The sequence below is a fragment of the Calothrix sp. PCC 6303 genome, from assembly GCF_000317435.1.
Lineage (GTDB): Bacteria > Cyanobacteriota > Cyanobacteriia > Cyanobacteriales > Nostocaceae > PCC-6303.
In genome coordinates, this window is sequence record NC_019751.1 from 1984319 (window position 1) to 2002306 (window position 17988).

The 17988-nt window shown below is 40.3% G+C and carries 14 protein-coding genes, 1 tRNA gene and 1 other RNA gene; 8 read left to right on the forward strand and 8 right to left on the reverse strand.

What is annotated here, in order from left to right:
- Positions 1 to 371 precede the first annotated feature (371 nt).
- The 3 genes from cysW to CAL6303_RS08145 form a co-directional block, all read right to left on the reverse strand.
- Positions 372 to 1217, reverse strand: coding sequence for a sulfate ABC transporter permease subunit CysW (gene cysW / locus CAL6303_RS08135; RefSeq protein ID WP_015197361.1), 846 nt, complete (start codon positions 1215 to 1217; stop codon positions 372 to 374).
- A complete protein-coding gene (cysT, locus tag CAL6303_RS08140) occupies positions 1204 to 2085 on the reverse strand; it encodes a sulfate ABC transporter permease subunit CysT (RefSeq protein ID WP_015197362.1) in 882 nt (293 codons plus the stop codon). Before cysT ends, cysW begins: the two co-directional genes overlap by 14 nt.
- Before the next feature lie 646 nt (positions 2086 to 2731).
- Complete coding sequence (locus CAL6303_RS08145; protein WP_015197363.1) at positions 2732 to 3862, reverse strand: MraY family glycosyltransferase; 1131 nt, start codon at positions 3860 to 3862, stop codon at positions 2732 to 2734.
- Between the two features lie 175 nt (positions 3863 to 4037).
- On the opposite strand from CAL6303_RS08145, the gene groL reads away from it, so the two are divergent.
- The 6 genes from groL to CAL6303_RS08170 all read left to right on the forward strand — a co-directional run bounded on the left by groL (position 4038) and on the right by CAL6303_RS08170 (position 10673).
- Positions 4038 to 5717 (forward strand): chaperonin GroEL, encoded by a 1680-nt coding sequence (gene groL / locus CAL6303_RS08150; RefSeq protein ID WP_041739258.1) that lies wholly within the window; start codon positions 4038 to 4040, stop codon positions 5715 to 5717.
- 272 nt (positions 5718 to 5989) lie between these two features.
- Positions 5990 to 7192 (forward strand): magnesium/cobalt transporter CorA, encoded by a 1203-nt coding sequence (gene corA / locus CAL6303_RS08155; RefSeq protein WP_015197365.1) that lies wholly within the window; start codon positions 5990 to 5992, stop codon positions 7190 to 7192.
- A 63-nt stretch (positions 7193 to 7255) separates the two neighbouring features.
- Complete coding sequence (locus CAL6303_RS08160; protein WP_015197366.1) at positions 7256 to 7972, forward strand: hypothetical protein; 717 nt, start codon at positions 7256 to 7258, stop codon at positions 7970 to 7972.
- A 113-nt stretch (positions 7973 to 8085) separates the two neighbouring features.
- An RNA gene (rnpB, locus tag CAL6303_RS28730) (RNase P RNA component class A) lies at positions 8086 to 8549 on the forward strand.
- A gap of 247 nt (positions 8550 to 8796) precedes the next feature.
- Positions 8797 to 9516, forward strand: coding sequence for a ribonuclease III (gene rnc, locus CAL6303_RS08165; protein ID WP_015197368.1), 720 nt, complete (start codon positions 8797 to 8799; stop codon positions 9514 to 9516).
- A gap of 125 nt (positions 9517 to 9641) precedes the next feature.
- Positions 9642 to 10673: a Gfo/Idh/MocA family protein gene (locus CAL6303_RS08170; RefSeq protein WP_015197369.1), complete on the forward strand. Its 1032-nt coding sequence runs from the start codon at positions 9642 to 9644 to the stop codon at positions 10671 to 10673.
- Between the two features lie 43 nt (positions 10674 to 10716).
- Here the strand turns inward: CAL6303_RS08170 and CAL6303_RS08175 are convergent.
- The 3 genes from CAL6303_RS08175 to CAL6303_RS29820 all read right to left on the reverse strand — a co-directional run bounded on the left by CAL6303_RS08175 (position 10717) and on the right by CAL6303_RS29820 (position 12264).
- A tRNA-Ser gene (locus CAL6303_RS08175) sits at positions 10717 to 10801 on the reverse strand.
- A gap of 75 nt (positions 10802 to 10876) precedes the next feature.
- On the reverse strand, positions 10877 to 11806 hold the full coding sequence (locus tag CAL6303_RS08180) for a TIGR04168 family protein (protein WP_083866362.1): 930 nt from the start codon (positions 11804 to 11806) through the stop codon (positions 10877 to 10879).
- 275 nt (positions 11807 to 12081) lie between these two features.
- On the reverse strand, positions 12082 to 12264 hold the full coding sequence (locus tag CAL6303_RS29820) for a hypothetical protein (protein ID WP_015197371.1): 183 nt from the start codon (positions 12262 to 12264) through the stop codon (positions 12082 to 12084).
- A gap of 190 nt (positions 12265 to 12454) precedes the next feature.
- Between CAL6303_RS29820 and nadA the strand changes: the two genes are divergently transcribed.
- Complete coding sequence (gene nadA, locus CAL6303_RS08185; protein WP_015197372.1) at positions 12455 to 13429, forward strand: quinolinate synthase NadA; 975 nt, start codon at positions 12455 to 12457, stop codon at positions 13427 to 13429.
- A 133-nt stretch (positions 13430 to 13562) separates the two neighbouring features.
- Here nadA and CAL6303_RS08190 read toward each other — a convergent pair whose 3' ends face one another.
- Entirely contained in the window at positions 13563 to 14468 is a 906-nt protein-coding gene (locus CAL6303_RS08190; protein ID WP_015197373.1) for an amino acid ABC transporter substrate-binding protein, read from the reverse strand.
- A gap of 820 nt (positions 14469 to 15288) precedes the next feature.
- On the opposite strand from CAL6303_RS08190, the gene CAL6303_RS08195 reads away from it, so the two are divergent.
- A complete protein-coding gene (locus CAL6303_RS08195) occupies positions 15289 to 16032 on the forward strand; it encodes a 4'-phosphopantetheinyl transferase family protein (RefSeq protein ID WP_041740351.1) in 744 nt (247 codons plus the stop codon).
- Positions 16033 to 16433: 401 nt separating this feature from the next.
- On the opposite strand, the gene CAL6303_RS08200 is transcribed toward CAL6303_RS08195, so the two are convergent.
- Entirely contained in the window at positions 16434 to 17945 is a 1512-nt protein-coding gene (locus CAL6303_RS08200) for a thioester reductase domain-containing protein (protein WP_015197375.1), read from the reverse strand.
- Positions 17946 to 17988: the final 43 nt, after the last annotated feature.

Genomic DNA, 17988 nt, shown 5'->3' on the forward strand with positions numbered 1-17988 from the left:
GTTCTGGTCAGGGAGTAGTGAGTAGTGAGTAGGGGTAAGCGCAAACAAGGCGTGTAGCTTTGCTTCCGCCTTAGTTTGTAAGAAGGCTTTGAGATGAATTTACATTCTGTTACATAGTTCCGTTTATTTCCGCCTACTTACTTAACCAGAATTTATTCAGCATATATGAGAATAACCCCCTAGTAGTCTCTCAATTTTATTTTGATGATTATGTAGACATCCACAATCCTGTAGAGACGTAGCAATGCTACGTCTCTACAACCGTCATTTTTATCTTGACAGACCACTAGATAAATCTATGGGGTTTGGAAGTTTATTTAGAGAGTCTTTAATTTGGAAATTTTCTAACTCCTAAACTATCAATTTAATTTTTATTCCACTTCTTTGATCCGGGTTTTGCGCTCTAAAATCTCTTTTAAAACCAAAGTAACAACAGCTAACAATCCTAAAAGTACAGCAGCCGAAAAAGCTGCTTCTGTTTCATACTGTTTGTAAGCATCTTCGACGAATAACGGTAAACTTTGAGTTTTATCAGCAATATTTCCAGAAACTACAGAAACAGCACCAAATTCACCCATCGCTCTCGCGTTAGTTAAAATTAAACCGTAAAGTAAACCCCAGCGAATATTGGGTAAAGTAACTCGCCAAAATATTTGCCATTCATTCGCACCCAAGGTTTTTGCTGCTTCTTCCTGTTCTGCACCTAGTTCTTCTAAAACCGGGATTACTTCCCTGGCTACAAATGGCATACTCACAAAGGATGTGGCTAGCACCATTCCTGGAAACGCAAAAATGATCTGAATACCATGCTCTTGTAACCAACCACCAAACCAACCTGTACGTCCGTATAACAAGACAATCATTAAACCTGCAACTACAGGTGAAATTGAAAAAGGCAAGTCAATTAGACTCAAAACAAAAGCACGACCGGGAAATTTGTTCCTTGCGATCGCCCAAGCTGCACAAAGACCAAATACCGTATTTAATGGGATCGCTATAACTGCTAAAATCACTGTTAACCAAGCAGCGTGGAGAAAGCTAGCATGGGTCAAGTTAGCGAAAAATGGTCCAACTCCCTTTTTAAAGGCTTGGTAAAAAACATTGATAGCTGGGATATACATGACTAATCCCAAGTATGCGATCGCTATACCAATTAAAATCGCTGGGGTGAACCTTTCCCAATCAAAACCCTGTTTCCCGTTCCTATCTCGCGTCATAGCGTCTTCCCCAAGCTTGCAAGAGATTGATTAACAACAATAAAACCAAAGAAATGGTCAACAATACAACCCCAATCACAGTTGCACCCGAATAGTCATACTGTTCCAAACGTTGAAAAATCAACACTGGTGCAATCAAATCTTGATATGGTGTGTTAGAAGCAATAATTACCGTTGAACCATATTCCCCAACTGCACGGGAGAATCCCAACGCGACACCAGTTAAAACCGTGGGAAACAAAGGAGGTGCGATTACTTTCCAAAATGTTTGCCATTTGGAAGCACCTAAACTCCAAGAAGCTTCTTCCACTTCCTTTTCTAATTCTTGCAGTACAGGTTGCACTGTTCGCACAATGAAGGGTAAGGAAATGAATAGCATTGCCACCGCTAACCCAGTTCGAGTAAACGATACTTTAAAGGGTAATAGGGAGCCAATCCAACCATTCTGACTATAAACCGTAGCCAGTGTTAAACCTGCTACCGATGTTGGCAAAGCAAACGGTAAATCTATTGAGGCATCAATAATTCTCTTAAATGGAAAATCATAGCGTACCATCACCCAAGCAATTAAGGTTCCAAAAAAACCATTAACCAAAGCAGTCGCAACTGCCGTCACAAATGTGACCTCGTAGGCAGAAAGGGCAACCGGACTAGTGGCAATCTTCCAAAAGTTAGCAGGAGATTCCGTAGCTGCTTTTTGGAACATAGCAAGGATGGGTATAAACAACATCACCGTCAGGTAAAAAAATGTTATTTTCCAAGTCCAAGAGGATTTAAGTACCTGGTTGACAATATTATTAGGTGATGGTGTTTTTTCTCTACGGGGGTTTATCTGCTGCGGAGGAGTTGGAGAAGATGATACAGCCATAATTTCCAGAATTAAGAATTGGGTTGAGAAGTCTGACTATTAGCTTCCCACAGAAGGCAAAACTTTAACCAACGGTTTCTCTATCGGAATACCGCGATTAGTTCGGTGACATAAATATTACAGTTATAAGATTAAAAAATCAATAGATTTATCCACTATTTACCGATTGATCAATAGTAGAGTAGATTTTGGCTAAAGCTAGAGTTTAGAGTAATCGATTAGGCTGTAATTCTTCCCCAGACTTTTAATTATTCCTAATTTTCGGACTTTTAATTTCGTCACTAAGCCTATTTGCAGAAACGTGATGTATCTAAATATTTATCAATATTTTGTTACAAAGTACGGCTAACGCTGGATAATTTTGTTGAGCTTTGAGCTTGTCTGATATTGAGTCAAAGGGAGATTTGTAGTAGTTGATAGTTAAAAGCGATCGCACAAGTGGAAAATGCCCTATCCCCCTTACAAAACTTACTTGCGACTTGTTTCACCGAATAGGTAGAGGGGAAGGGGGCTTCCTCATCAGGGGGAGTAAGCCCTACCCATCCGCGCGGAGCGTCTCGTAGACAGAGCTACACCCTTCTAGGACGCTCTAAAAGAGTGCGGAGTCTGAGAGTCTTCTCCCTTGCTCCCGCTCCCCTGCTTCTTTTCACTCTCCCTTATTCACCTTGGCAACACCTTTATCAATTACAGGCATTCTAGCTGCTCGAATACGCTGCCAGACAGTAAAGCTTAAAAGGATTACAATCGCCACCGCAGTGATCAACATTTGGAGAAATGTTAAATGCTGGTAATACATTGCCAATAGATTAGAAATCAAGGCAATAGACCACATAGTTAACGCTGCGTAACGCTGTGATAATCCCCAAGCCAATAGCCGATGGTGTAGGTGATCTTTTCCGGGAGTATTCATCGGATTTTTACCCGCCATCAATCGTCTAATTACAACCTGAGTTGTATCTAGCACTGGTAATAGCAGAAATAATACTGAAGGTACCAAACCAAAAATCGTCGATGTTTGCAACTTACCCAAAATAGCTGTAGCTGCTAGCACATAACCAAAAAAGTATGCACCAGCATCACCCATAATAATGCGTGACGGGTGGAAATTATGGCGCAAAAATCCTAAAGCACCACCTCCTAAAGCTGCCAAAACTAAAGTTGCAGCTGCCCGGTTTTCACCAGGTTGAGCGGAGACAGCCAGCAAACTCATCGCGGTAATAAAACCCACTCCCCCAACTAAACCATCCATTCCATCCATCAAATTGATGGCATTGGTGATTCCCACCACCCACAGAACCGTCACCAAAATAGAGAGGGTTGAGTCAATGGGAGTTCCCATAGCAACTTTAATACTGATGCCATTGGCAACCAACAACAATGCAGTCAGGATCTGCACTAACAAACGAACAGAGGATGGTAAGCCGAATTGATCATCAATAAAGCCCACCAAAACTAGGATGGAGCCTCCTAGTAAAATCGTTAATACCTGAACTGGTACATTTTGAAATTCAATCGGACGTAGTAAGCTAGCCAGTACTATCGCAGCGATTACACCTGCATAAATCGCCAAACCTCCTGCATTCGGTAATGGTTCGCGGTTGAGTCGTCTAGCATTGGGTTGATCTGCCCACCCAACTCGAAGTGCAAACTTCCGAACGGTGGGGATCAAGCGCCAAGTCACAACCCAAGCTAATAAAAATGTAAACACCACTGCCAACCAGCCGGAACCGCTAGGTTGGACAATTCCCAAAGCCTGAAGAAATCGGTATATATTCATCCCCTGAATCAAGCATTACTGCTAATCCAACTGAGCTTCAACTGTATATTAATCATTTTTTTCACTTTTTTTTGGTATTGATTTGGTGTTGATTCACAATTTGACGGTTTTTACTCCTTAGCACTCTGGAACGTTGAGTGCTAAATTGTCTAGTGTAGGGATTAAAAACTGGAATATGGCGAAGATAGTAGCATTTAATGACGAATCTCGGCGCGCTTTAGAACGAGGAATCAACGCTTTGGCGGATGCCGTAAAAATTACATTGGGACCAAAAGGACGCAATGTGCTTTTGGGGAAAAAGTTTGGCTCCTCGCAGATTGTCAATGATGGTATCACTGTTGCCAAGGAAGTTGAATTAGAAGACCCTCTAGAAAACACTGGTGCGCGTCTAATTCAAGAAGTTGCTTCCAAAACTAAGGACGTTGCTGGGGATGGTACCACCACCGCCACAGTCTTAGCACAAGCGATGATTCACGAAGGCTTAAGAAATGTTGCCGCTGGCACCAACCCAATTAGCCTTAAGCGTGGTATTGACAAGACTATCGAAGTACTGGTGGAAGAAATTGCCAAAATGGCAAAGCCAGTAGAAGGTAGTGCGATCGCACAAGTTGCCACAGTCAGTGCTGGTAACGATGAAGAGGTCGGTGCTATGTTGGCTTCGGCGATGGAAAAAGTAACCAAAGATGGTGTAATTACAGTTGAGGAATCCAAATCCCTCACCACCGAGTTAGAAGTCGTCGAAGGGATGCAAATTGATCGGGGCTATATTTCCCCCTATTTCATCACCGACAACGAACGGATGACAGTTGAGTTTGAAAATGCTCGAATTCTGATCGTTGACAAAAAGATTAGCAATATCCAAGAGTTAGTTCCTGTTCTCGAAAAAGTTGCCCGTGTTGGTCAACCTCTGTTAATTATTGCCGAAGATGTTGACGGCGAAGCATTAGCGACTTTAGTTGTCAACAAAGCCCGTGGTGTTTTAGCAGTATGTGCAATTAAAGCCCCTGGTTTTGGTGAACGTCGCAAAGCAATGTTAGAAGATATTGCTGTTTTAACCCAAGGACAAATGATTTCTGAAGAAATCGGCTTGAACTTGGATACCGCAACATTAGAAATGTTGGGAACAGCTCGTAAAATTACTATAGACAAAGAAAGCACCACAATTGTTGCCGCTGGCGAAAATAAAGAAGATGTGCAAAAGCGCATCGCTCAAATTCGTAAGCAGTTGGAAAATAATGATTCCGACTATGACCAAGAAAAATTACAAGAGCGGATTGCTAAGTTAGCGGGTGGTGTAGCTGTAATCAAGGTTGGTGCGCCAACTGAAGTTGAGCTTAAAGATCGTAAATTACGCATCCAAGATGCCTTAAACGCTACTAAAGCCGCCGTTGAAGAAGGAATTGTTCCTGGTGGTGGTACAACTTTGATTCACTTATCTAAAAAGATTGAAGAAATCAAGAAAAATCTCACCCCTGAAGAAGCAATTGGTGCTGACATAGTTGCCCGCAGTTTAGAAGCGCCCCTGCGCCAAATAGCTGATAATGCTGGTGCTGAAGGTTCTGTAATTGTAGTTCATGTCCGTGAATCGGATTTAAATATTGGTTACAATGCTTCCACAGGCAAATACGAAGATCTAATTGCGGCTGGTATTATCGATCCTGCCAAGGTTGTGCGTTCAGCACTACAAAATGCCGCTTCTATTGCCGGAATGGTTTTAACTACCGAAGTTGTAATTGTGGAGAAACCCGAGAAGAAATCCGCTGCTGCCCCTGATATGGGCGGTATGGGTGGTATGGGTGGCATGGGTGGTATGGGTATGGGCGGCATGGGTATGGGCGGTATGGGAATGATGTAGAATTTCCATCTGCTTTACCTATGGTTAATTGTGATTAACCCCTAGATTTATTATCATTAGTTCCAGAGCAGTTTGCCTAAATTCGGCAAGCTGCTTTTTTGCTGGCTGTTTTTTGGTGCTTGTAAACCAAATGTCAATTATGATTCCAGGGAAAGAGGTAAAATACCTGATTTACGGATATTTTTCGTAGGTGCTAACCCGCCCTTGTGTAAACTTGGAAGTTCAGACCACATGCAGACGCAACTATTAGCCTATTTTGAACCCACCATTTTATGACTAGAAAACTTCACCTAACAACGACTAAAAAATCGAAAAAAAACCGTAAATATAGTAGCCGTCGTCACCTTGTTAAAAAAAGTGAAAATGAAGAAGAAATTCAAGATTTTTATCATCATCCCGGAGAAATTCCTGGAACTCTAAATATAGCCGCAGATGCCGTTAAACCAAAGATTAGGTTGATTGATTACAACGAAATTTATTTAATTGATAAAAAAGATTTAACCCCCCACGAATGTGGAGAATTTTTAGATACAGAGTCAGTATCCTGGGTAGATGTTCAAGGACTAGGAAATATTGAAATTATCCAAGCTTTGGGGGATATCTTTGAGTTGCATGATTTAGTATTAGAAGATGTGATTAATATGACGGAACGTCCTAAAATTGAGCATTATGAAGACCAGCTTGTGTTAATTGCCAGAATGGTCATGCCCAAAAAAAAGAAATGTGGTTTTCATAGCGAACAAGTTAGTTTTGTTTTGGGTAAGCATTATTTGTTAACTATCCAAGAAGAACCAATTAGGGATTGTTTTGGAGCAGTCAGACATCGAATCAAATCGAATCGCGGTGTCATTCGCAAATATGGGGCTGATTATTTGGCTTATGCACTTTTGGATGCAATCGTTGATGGATTTTTCCCCGTTTTAGAAAAATATAGTGAACGAATTGAGGATTTGGAAGAGGAAGTAATTTTGAATCCAACTCGTAGAACTTTGCAAAAAATCTATCGAGTCCGCAGAGAGTTGTTACAGTTGCGACGAGCGATTTGGCCACAACGAGATGTCATTAATGCTTTGATTCGTGATAGTGGAGATTTGATCAGTCCTGAAGTACGGGTATATTTACGAGATTGTTACGATCATGCGGTACAAGTTATTGATATGGTGGAAACTTATCGAGAATTGGCTTCAGGCTTAATGGATGTATACTTATCCGCAGTCAGTAATAAAATGAACGAGATTATGAAATTCTTGACTGTGATGTCATCGATTTTTATTCCTCTAACATTTATTGTGGGGATTTACGGGATGAACTTTAATACGGAGAAATCACCGTATAATATGCCTGAATTAAATTGGTATTGGGGGTATCCACTTTGCTGGGCTGTGATGATTGCGATCGCGCTTTCCCTAATGTACCTATTCTGGCGAAGCGGTTGGTTTGACAATACTATTCCTCCTGAAAATAATAAATCCTGAGCAAAAATCCCAAATATATCGTTAAAATCTGTAAACTTATCCAGGGAGTTTAAATCTCAAGCTATGGCAAATATCGCAAGTGCAGATAATAATTTACTTGTTATGACTTTCTACATTATTGGTATATCTTATACCTTTAATCGGATGATTGATTCTATCGATGAAAAAATAAATTTTACATCGCAAAAGGATATTATTTCTGAACAATTAAAGGAACAAAATATTCAAGATGATGTGGGTATTTCTTTTAAACTAGGTGCTACTTATAGCCTAGGTGATCTGAAAGAACTATTGATGTTTGTGGAGAATAAATCTGAAAATTTAGCTGTATATGTTGATTGGGATAATAGTTCCATAGTTGTGGAACATAGTAAACAATCTTATCGAGTGATTCGCAAATCACCCGATATCACCCGTGACTTGGCAGTTCCCCAAAGCCCCAGCTTGGTAGCTCCCAAGAAAACACTCACCACAACGATTACTGCTGAAAATACATTTGAACTTGATAAAGAAAGTGGAACTTATAAGGCGAATAAGGTAATTGTTGATATCGCCTCATTAGAAAAAAATCCTGTGAAAGCAAATAGAATTCTCTTTAAAAAGTTTATGAATGAAGAGACTACTTTGCAGTTTTCATTACAATTAGTCCTAAGAATTTCAGAAGTACGCGCTGGTTTACAACCGGGCAGTAATAAACCACCTATGTGTATTGTTAATTGTCCTTTCGTAATTAGAAAGTTGCCTTGGACATATGCTTTACCTTGGAATAAAAAGAGATAGGAGAACGATTGCAGCGGGGATACAACCAAACGAATCAACTTATAGTCTCACTATCCCCCGCTCATTTCCTGTTGTTGAATTAACGCCATCAAAGATTACACTTGATCATGGGAGGGAGTAGGCGTAGGTAGTTACAGATTAGTCATAAAAGGCTAGTTTGAGGAAAGTCCGGGCTTCCGAAAGACCAGACTTGCTGGATAACGTCCAGTGCGTGCGAGCGTGAGGATAGTGCCACAGAAAAATACCGCCTAATTTAGTGAACGGTGAACAGTGAGCAGTGAGCAGGTAATACTTGATAACTGATAACTGGTAACTGCTAACTGATGAGGTAAGGGTGCAAAGGTGCGGTAAGAGCGCACCAGCAACATCGAGAGGTGTTGGCTCGGTAAACCCCGGTTGGAAGCAAGGTAAATGGAGCTATGGTTGGTCTTTTTCCAGTTCCTTTGATGAGAGCCGCTTGAGGCATTTGGTAACAAATGTCCCAGATAGATGACTACCCTTGTAATCTGGAAGTATGAAGAAATTTAATACTTTGAGATTTTGAGAACAGAACCCGGCTTATGTCCGACTCTCTCCTTATTAATGTGTTAATTTTTATCCCAGAAATCTTTTTTTTGTTGTATTCCGCTATATTTATCCCTAAAGATCATATCGTCAACCTAAAGTTATTTAACAAAGTTTGGGGGTTTTATTCCCTAGTAATCAATGACGGCAGGGGGTTGTGTGTCGGGGCGGCAGCAATAGGTGTGAAAACTTCCCCCACAAATGTGCCTTGTCTAAATCCCCGTTAGAAAACATACTCATTACTCATTACTTATTTTTTAATGTCCCTTGCATACCCGCGTCGTCAGCGACAGCTTGAAAATTTAATCAAAAAATTGGGTTTGTCTGTGCAAGCACCCATACGATGGAATCTGCTTGATATGGCATTAACTCATCCTACTGCTTCAGATACTGCCAACTATGAACAGCTAGAATTTGTCGGTGATGCTGTAGTTCGCTTGGCGGCAGCGGTTGTGTTGTGGGAAAATTATGCTGATTGTTCGGTTGGAGATTTTGCCGCAATTCGCTCGGTGCTAGTAAGCGATCGCGTTCTTGCTCAATTAGCCCGTTCTTATGGTTTAGAATTATATCTACTGGTGGCTGGTAGCGCCACTACTGATCAAGTTGGACAAGAATCACGCCTAGCTGACGCTTTTGAAGCGGTTCTCGGCGCTCTTTATCTAAGTACAAATAATCTTGAACTCATCCATCCCTGGCTTGATCCCCATTTCAAAAGCATGGCTGCTGAAATTCGTCTCGATCCCGCTCGACTTAACTATAAAGCTGCTCTACAGGAATGGACACAGGGACAATATAAAGTTTTGCCTGAATATCGAGTGATGGAAATCCATCAGCCTACCCACAGTGAAGAACGTTTTTTTGCAGAAGTTTTACTGCATGGTTCTAAGCTTGGTGAGGGTAAAGGACGCTCCATCAAGGCTGCGGAACAAGCTGCCGCCAAAGTAGCATTTTTATCTGTCAGCCCTCCGCAAAAAGACTGAGCCGCATCATCAGATTTAAGAGTTATGACTGAGGAGTTCCTTTGAAATCAAGCAGATCCCCGATTAATGGGTGATAAACACTATATTTCAAGGGAGTTAACTTGTAACTTTTAATTTCTAAATAAATGGTTAATTTAACGAAAGTGGCAGTAGTCGGGGTTGGACGTTGGGGTGTTCACTGGTTGCGAAATATCCTAGAACATTCTCAAGCTGAATTAGCTGCGGTGATAGATCCGAATCCTGAACGCTTAGAAACTGTAAAGCGTCAGTACAAGTTGAGTGATGAGATTTTACTCACAACCGATTGGCAAGCCATACAACAAATATCAGGATTAACAGCGGTAATTATTGCGACTCCTGCTACAACCCACTACCAGTTAATTCGGGATGCATTGAATTGGGGGTATCATGTTTTGGCTGAGAAACCCTTGACTTTGGATGCGGGTGAATGTCAGGAGTTGTGTGAATTAGCACAGCAACAACAATTAGTTTTGATGGTGGATCACACTTACTTGTTTCATCCAGCAGTGGAACGAGGTAAACAGATAATGGAATCCGGAGATTTGGGGGATTTACGCTACGGTTATGCAACTCGCAGTCATTTATGTCCTGTGCGTCAAGATGTGGATGCTTTGTGGGATTTAGCTATTCATGATATTGCAATTTTTAATACCTGGTTACAGGAAATACCCGTAAAAGTACAGGCAACAGGGATGACATGGTTACAACCAGGATTAGCTGATGTAGTTTGGGCAGTATTGACTTACCCTAGTGGGTTTCAGGCGACAATTCATTTATCTTGGCTGAATAATGATAAGCAGCGACGCTTAGTTGTAGCTGGAAGTCGAGGGAGTTTAGTTTTTGATGAGATGTCGGCTATATCCCCGTTGATGTTGTTGCGGGGAGAATTGCAACAGCAAGATGGTCAATTTATCCCAACAAATCAAAGTCAGCAGGTTTTAGAAATTGAGAAAAGTGAACCGTTGCGAACAGTATGCGATCGCTTCCTGGCTTCAATCACTGCAAATACTGCTAATGTGGTTTCATCAGGTTGGGTGGGTAAAGACCTAGTGGAGGTACTTTCAGCCTTAACGCGATCGCTTCAGCAAGGGGGTATGCCAATATCGGTAGGACAACCTCGCTCAAATGGCAGCTAACCTAATACCTTAGGTTATAGCTGTTTCCCACAGGTTTAATAAACGGAGAGGGTGAGATTCGAACTCACGGATACTTTCGCATCACTCGATTTCAAGTCGAGCGCATTCGACCACTCTGCCACCTCTCCAAATAAAACCGTCAGCAAGTAGCTGTCGGCGGGTCAGTTAAAATATCACTGACAAAAAACAATTATACATCATTATCAAACAGTTTGCACCACTTGATTAGATTTTTTGTACAAAATTTCCTCTCTGACAACAGTACAATCCTTGCCAACCCAGACTGATCCTGCTTGACAAACAGATCCATTTTCCATCTCCACAAGGGAAAAATTCCGCAGTTTTTCGTCATCTTTTGTGACAATTCGCGGTACACTAGCCGCATTTAGATAAATAGCACCTTCGGGACTTCTAAATAAACGTCTGCGGATTTCCTTTTTGGTATGCCTCAATGTATGGTGCATATGCCCGAAAGTCACCAGCGAAATATTTTTACCTGTTGTCATACTACGGGAAATCGCCTCTGCCAAATCAGGATCGCCATAATCCCCTCCAATAGGGTGCCAATCCTTACCACAAGGGTCTTCTGGTCTATCTCCTAACCCCGACGGACCATTATGACTCAGAAAAATAATCGTTTTGTGTGCCGCACTTTTCACAGCTTCAAAAATCTTCATCGCCGATTCTTCCTGATCTTGGACACCATAACGCTCTCGACAAAGATCAGCAAACTTCCATTCTGGACCACCCCAAGTAAATGGACGACCTCCCACAACAGTTAAATCGAAATCGGGAAAATCCAGTTTGCTATAACCCACATGGGTTTCACCCAATATATCTAGTTGTAATTGTACCCAATCTTCCTGAGTGCGGTCATAGGGACATTTTTTCCGTCCCCATTCAGTTGCGCTATACCATGCGTCGTGATTTCCCATCACTACTGCCTTGGGAATGTCCAGGGATGCAACTCTTCGTACCACATCCACAGATTCATTCCCAAAATCTCCAACAAACAGTACTAAGTCCACTTCCAGAGCTTTTAGGGCAGCTGCATCTTCATCTTCCCACTGGTCGTGAACATCTCCAACTACAGCAATTTTTAACATTTTTGAAGTTATTGTCTCACTCGTCATGCCATAATCCTTTCCCATCTGTCTCCAGCATAGGCAACCCAAGGGGATTTTGACATAAATTTATCGAATCGAAAAATAGGATCTGGGATTAAAAAATAAGTAATGAGTAATAAATCCCCCAGAAGGTTATCGCTATACGGACAAAGACTACGAGGACGCAAGGTAGGCTCTTGACTCCCTGAAAAAATCCTCAAGATTTAAATGGTAATTATAGGTACTTCTTTTTGGTAAAAAGTACTATAATTACGATTAGGGACTTCAAATTAAATAATTATCTAATTTTTGATTGTGGAACAGAGAGAAGTTGGCGGTGTCGGTTTCCGTCCCGCCAAACCTCCGAGCATCCCAATCTTTTCGAGCAAGATGCCCAAACCACGGGATATTTTATTTTCTGGAAGTCCCTTACAAAGTTGATAGTGTAATGGACATCTCGGAAAACGATTGTAGAGACGTAGCATTCCTACCTCTCCACAAGGATTTGAGACAAAGTGTAATTAATTTCTGGAGATGTATTAGGAGATGTATACATAATGCGATCGCTCTTAGCATTCGGTGGCGATATAGCGTCAGCGAGCCATAACTACATAAGCTTACTTGTATTTTAATAAAAATTAGACTTTTTGAATAATCAATAGGTGACACCAAACCGTGTTTACAACTGCACTACCTCAACGTGAAAAAGAACAACTGGGTACATTCCCATTAGATTTATTTACAGCAATTACAGAATTAAAAAAAGAACTTAATGCCGTTATATTGGCACATTATTACCAAGAACCAGATATTCAAGATATCGCCGATTATATTGGGGACTCTCTACAATTAGCCAGAGCCGCAGCAGAAACAAATGCCGATGTAATTGTTTTTGCTGGTGTTCATTTTATGGCAGAAACCGCCAAAATTCTTAACCCTGATAAGCTGGTTTTATTACCAGATTTAGATGCTGGGTGTTCTTTAGCTGATACCTGTCCACCTCAAGAATTTGCAGCATTTAAAGCCGCACATCCCGGACATTTGGTTATTTCTTATATTAATTGCACCGCCGAGATTAAGGCGATGAGCGATATTATTTGTACCAGTTCCAACGCCGTAAAAATTGTCCAACAAATTCCCAAAGAACAACCGATAATCTTCGCACCAGATCGTAATTTAGGGCGTTATGTGATGGAACAAACTGGACGCGACATGGTACTGTGGCAAGGTAGTTGTATTGTCCATGAAACCTTTTCCGAAAAGAAAATTGTCCAGTTAAAAATTGCAAATCCTGAAGCTGAAATAATCGCTCACCCAGAATGTGAAGCATCAGTTTTACGTCACGCTGATTACATTGGTTCTACAGCAGCTTTATTAAAATATTGCCAAGACAGTAAAAGCAGTAAATTTATTGTGGCAACAGAACCTGGAATTATTCACCAAATGCAAAAGGTAGCTTCAGAAAAACAATTTATTCCGGCACCACCAGAAAACAATTGTAATTGTAATGAGTGTCCATTTATGCGTTTGAATACGATGGATAAGTTATATTTAGCAATGAAAAATCGGACACCAGAAATTACCATGTCTGAGGAAATTCGCTCTGCTGCATTGCTGCCAATGCAGAGAATGTTAGAAATGAGTAAGTAGAAATTAGTTCTCGATCATGGCTGTGAGAGTATTTAGATCTGCGATTTAATTATATAAGTTAAGTCGCAGACCTAGAACAATAGATTTCAGCTAAATCAAAAAATAAAATAGACAAGATAAAATTGATACTTTTCTAAAAATCTCTCTCACCAATCTCTTGACGTGATTCAATCACTAGTTGCATAGTTTCTATAGTTAAATCACGAATATCTTTGTTAATAAAAACTGCACCTTTTGCACCAAATGAACGGTCAAAAATAGTTACATTTCGAGGATTTCCGCTGACAAATCCTTGCATAAACTTAATCAAGCTATAATTCACGGTATCCAGGAACTTGGAATTATTTTCTGGTACCATACAGGCAACCCCCTCCCGTGATAAAGGTAGACTGGGGACAATTTTAAACGCATCGGGATTTTTTTGAGTTCTTAACCATCCTTCAGAAAGAATTCCATCAGAAGCAAATGCATCAATTTTTCCTTGTTGTAAAGCTGAATATGCTTGATTACGAGTTGGAAAATAAACTAGCTTTGCTTGGGGTTGGAAGCGTTTCATCGCTTGCTCGTTAGTGGTTTTTGAGAGTACACCAACTTGTTTAGCAACAAAAGATTCAGCAGAATCGAGATTACTATTTTTCTTGACTAATAGTTGCGTACCTGTCACAGCGTAGCTAACCGAAAAATCAACTTGCTTATCTCTTTCCCAAGTAAAGCTACTGGCATCACAAACAATATCAACTTCATTCTTGAGAATTTTCGGGATCCTTTCTGCTGGGGAAAGAGATACTAACTTCAGTTGAATTTTTTTACCTAATTGCTTTTCTAATTGTTCCTTCATCAACACCAACATATCTACCGAATAGCCTGTGAGTTTCCCTTTGCTGTCAGCATATGCGAAGGGAATCGCATCTTTGCTAGTACCTGCGGTTAAAACTCCGGTGCGGTTAATTTTAGCCATGACGGTTTCAGCATTAGCAGGGAGAGATATCACGCTTGAAAACATAACACCGAGGCATATCAGGGCTGTTTTGGTATACATAATTATTTTCTGTGTAAATACTATCAGAATCCAAAATACAGCAATTTTAGCTGTTTGGCACAAATTTAATACCTAAAGCTACAGTCAGTTATCGACTTTGGTGATAAATCGGGGTTTGATTAGGTTCTATGATTAACAATATAGAGGAAAAATAAAATTGTTAATTATGAATATTTGGACAATTAAATATTAATCATGAATATGATTTTTTGACAAATAAGTCATCATCAATAACTTCACTTTTTCGTAATTTTATTTTAGTGAACTTTGCGGCAAACTAATTAAAGTATAGAATTCAAAGTGGTGTTGTGCTAACAGTCTTGTTTCTCCGTAGAGATTGTTAATAACCTACTTTAACTGTGACAAATACTGTCATAGCTATAAAAAAACGAATTAGTAAGCTAGGAACTGATTCAGGTTTTATAGATGATGGTAAATACAACAGCATACGTTTTAATTGAGTAAAAGAGAGAAATTCTACCTCAAGAGAAGGTCTCTACAGGGGTTTCAATTTGAGAAAATTTACTTGATTTACCTGAAATCTGCTATATCTGATTTCGATTTTCGGGGAAGGTATAAGTAAATATTCAGTTCCTTCGATAAATTTGCATGGTGTGAATGAGTTAAATGGTTACTTGTCAAGATGTTAAAACGAATTAATTACGGTTAACCAATGCTAAACACGTTGTCAGTAAAATCTTGGTTAGTTCTAAAAATTCAAAAATAAAGATGAGATACATTGCCGTAATTATGTATCACATCATGTTCCCCTCATCTCATATTTATGACCCTGAATTTGGGTCAACATTTGAAATTAACAATGCAAAATTCAAAACTGCGTAGCTTAACTATAGATAGCGATCGTCAATGGCTAGTTGCACCAAATGATGTAAAATTGCTGCCAGATGACATTCACGTTTGGCGAATTGAGTTAGAGCGCTCAGAATCACAAATTAAACAGTTTGCCAAAATTCTCTCGGAGGATGAAAGGGGTCGAGCCGAAAAATTGTATTTTCAGCAGCATAGACAGCGGTTTGTGGTGGGTCGTGGTATACTTAGGACGATTTTGGGTCGCTACTTGGATGTTGCCCCCCAGGAGGTGAAATTTGACTATGAAGCATTTGGTAAACCAGTGCTATCGGCAGAATTTAGCGATCGCAAGATCTGGTTTAACCTTTCCCACTGTCAAAGTTTAGCTTTGTGCGCGGTGTCACGCGATCGCCCAATTGGTGTAGACCTTGAGTATGCGCGTCCCATTACAGATGTACTAGTTTTAGCGCAACAGTTCTTCTCTGCAAGCGAATCAGCGCTAATGCGATCGCTTCCTCCCCACCAAAAGCAACAGGCATTTTTCCGCATCTGGACTTGCAAGGAAGCATATCTCAAAGCAACGGGTGCAGGAATTTCCCAATTGCAAAAGATTGAAATTACCCTCACACCAGGGGAATCAGCTAAGTTAAATGTCCCCGATTGGCGATTATTGGAAATTTCAGCAGGTCGTAATTCCATTGCTGCTGTTGCTGTTCCTGGTACTGCTGCTAATTTGAGATATTGGCAATATTAAATCAGTTATCAGTGGAAGGGATTTAATACCTACCAATTTTTTCTCTTTCTACTGATAACCGTTGATTGAAACTAGTTAAATGTCGATGTCTCGGACTTTTTGAATAGTAATACCAGTAATATCATCAAGTTTAAATTCTTCTTGATTGATTTCTGCTTTTGGTGTAGCAATTTCGCAAATACAACGGTTATTTTTATGTTGTATCAGTAGGATTTTGCTTTTTTTACTGATATTGCGATGTTGCCTAAAAGCATATTTTCGATGTAAAAACCAGATTAATTTGCTGTTTTCAGCGGTGGTACTACGGAATAATATTTCCCAATATCAAAAACCTCTCCATAAGTCTAAATAACTTGTTTGGAGAGGTTTTAAAATTAACTTGAATAGGTATTTTCTATACTCTATGAACCGAAACTCAAGAAACCTGATTGAATCAAGTAAGCAGAGTAGGTCATGAACAAGCGAGAATCAATGGGAGGGCAAGATACACCACTGCCTGATAATGCATGTAATGTGGCTTGACAGCTGATGATTGGTCTTTGGGTTTGTAGATATAGGTCGGGGATTGTTAATTGTTCCTTAGACCAACGTTCGAGGAGGAAAGGACGTAGAGTGTATAGGGGATTGCTGTTGTCGGTGATTTCGGTGAGTTTTTGTTGCCATTCCTTGTAGGGAATAGACTTCACACTAAAGCCAAAAGAACTAATCCATTCCACCAACTCCTTCAAAGGAACAGGTTGGGGATGTTGCAGGTGGAAAGCTTTACCGAGGGATTCTTTCTGCCGAGAAAGGTGAACAATTGCCTTACTCACATAGTCAACAGGGGAGAAATCCATCTTATAATCCACATCAGGGAAAGCACCCATCTGGATACAACCCTTGATCATGAGGTTGATAAAATCATCCCCATTACAGACCCCAGTTTGGCTATCTCCACCAATTAATGGCGGTCTATGTATAGTTACAGGCAAACCGCGATCGCTTGCTGCCTTCACGAGCTTTTCTGCAACCCATTTAGTTTGGGAATAACCGAGGAAAATTCCTTGCCAATGTTCAAATGCATCATCTTCCTTGACAATTTTACCAGCATATGCGGATGATTCAAATACTGCCACACTAGAAACATAGTGAACAGGTTTCACCCGAATCATACAAGCCATTCTCAATACTTCCTGAGTACCAAGAACATTAGCAGTCTTCAAAGCCGAATAGGGATAGACATAATTTAGAGTTGCAGCACTATGGTAAATTGCATCCATGTTTGCCGCTAACATCTCAAAACCTTCTTGACTAATACCCAACAAAGGTTGAGACAAGTCACCCAGAATTGGAATAATTCGGGGTTCAAACTCATCATCCCAAATTGCGTACTGTTCCAAATTTTTCTTCAGCTTAATTTTACCAGCTTCAGTATTAGCTGCTCGAACCAAACAGTAAACATCACAACTTGTTTGTTTGAGTAATTCATAAATAATAAAACCACCCAAAAACCCAGTTGCACCAGTGACAAAAACATTCTCTGGTTCACCATTAAACCTAAAAGAATTCTTCGCTGGATAAATACTCGGATCTAAAACTACTTCTGCCCCTAAATCAACAGAAATATCCAAAGGTTTAACAACACTAACACCCGTTGACTTCGCATCACTAACATCTTCCGAATCCTCCGCCAAACGTACAGATAAAGCAGCAATAGTAGGGTAATGCCAAAGTAAAACCGGAGATAATTCCACACCCAACTTCTTCTCCACCTGTCCCACCAAAACCATTGCCCGTGCAGAATCTAAACCATAATCTTCCAGAGGCAAATTAACATCAACCTCATCAACCTCCACCTTCAAAAGTTCCGCCAACTTACCAGCCATCCAAACTTGAATTTCTTCAGCAGTCATAGATTTTTTAGGAGATACCATTGATTCACCTTTATATGTATTTAGTAATTAGTAACTAGTAATC

Coding starts and splice junctions, on each gene's coding strand:
- cysW (WP_015197361.1), bottom strand. CDS start 1,217: ATGACGCGAGATAGGAACGGGAAACAGGGTTTTGATTGGGAAAGGTTC.
- cysT (WP_015197362.1), bottom strand. CDS start 2,085: ATGGCTGTATCATCTTCTCCAACTCCTCCGCAGCAGATAAACCCCCGT.
- CAL6303_RS08145 (WP_015197363.1), bottom strand. CDS start 3,862: ATGAATATATACCGATTTCTTCAGGCTTTGGGAATTGTCCAACCTAGC.
- groL (WP_041739258.1), top strand. CDS start 4,038: ATGGCGAAGATAGTAGCATTTAATGACGAATCTCGGCGCGCTTTAGAA.
- corA (WP_015197365.1), top strand. CDS start 5,990: ATGACTAGAAAACTTCACCTAACAACGACTAAAAAATCGAAAAAAAAC.
- CAL6303_RS08160 (WP_015197366.1), top strand. CDS start 7,256: ATGGCAAATATCGCAAGTGCAGATAATAATTTACTTGTTATGACTTTC.
- rnc (WP_015197368.1), top strand. CDS start 8,797: ATGTCCCTTGCATACCCGCGTCGTCAGCGACAGCTTGAAAATTTAATC.
- CAL6303_RS08170 (WP_015197369.1), top strand. CDS start 9,642: ATGGTTAATTTAACGAAAGTGGCAGTAGTCGGGGTTGGACGTTGGGGT.
- CAL6303_RS08180 (WP_083866362.1), bottom strand. CDS start 11,806: ATGACGAGTGAGACAATAACTTCAAAAATGTTAAAAATTGCTGTAGTT.
- CAL6303_RS29820 (WP_015197371.1), bottom strand. CDS start 12,264: ATGCTACGTCTCTACAATCGTTTTCCGAGATGTCCATTACACTATCAA.
- CAL6303_RS08190 (WP_015197373.1), bottom strand. CDS start 14,468: ATGTATACCAAAACAGCCCTGATATGCCTCGGTGTTATGTTTTCAAGC.
- CAL6303_RS08195 (WP_041740351.1), top strand. CDS start 15,289: ATGCAAAATTCAAAACTGCGTAGCTTAACTATAGATAGCGATCGTCAA.
- CAL6303_RS08200 (WP_015197375.1), bottom strand. CDS start 17,945: ATGGTATCTCCTAAAAAATCTATGACTGCTGAAGAAATTCAAGTTTGG.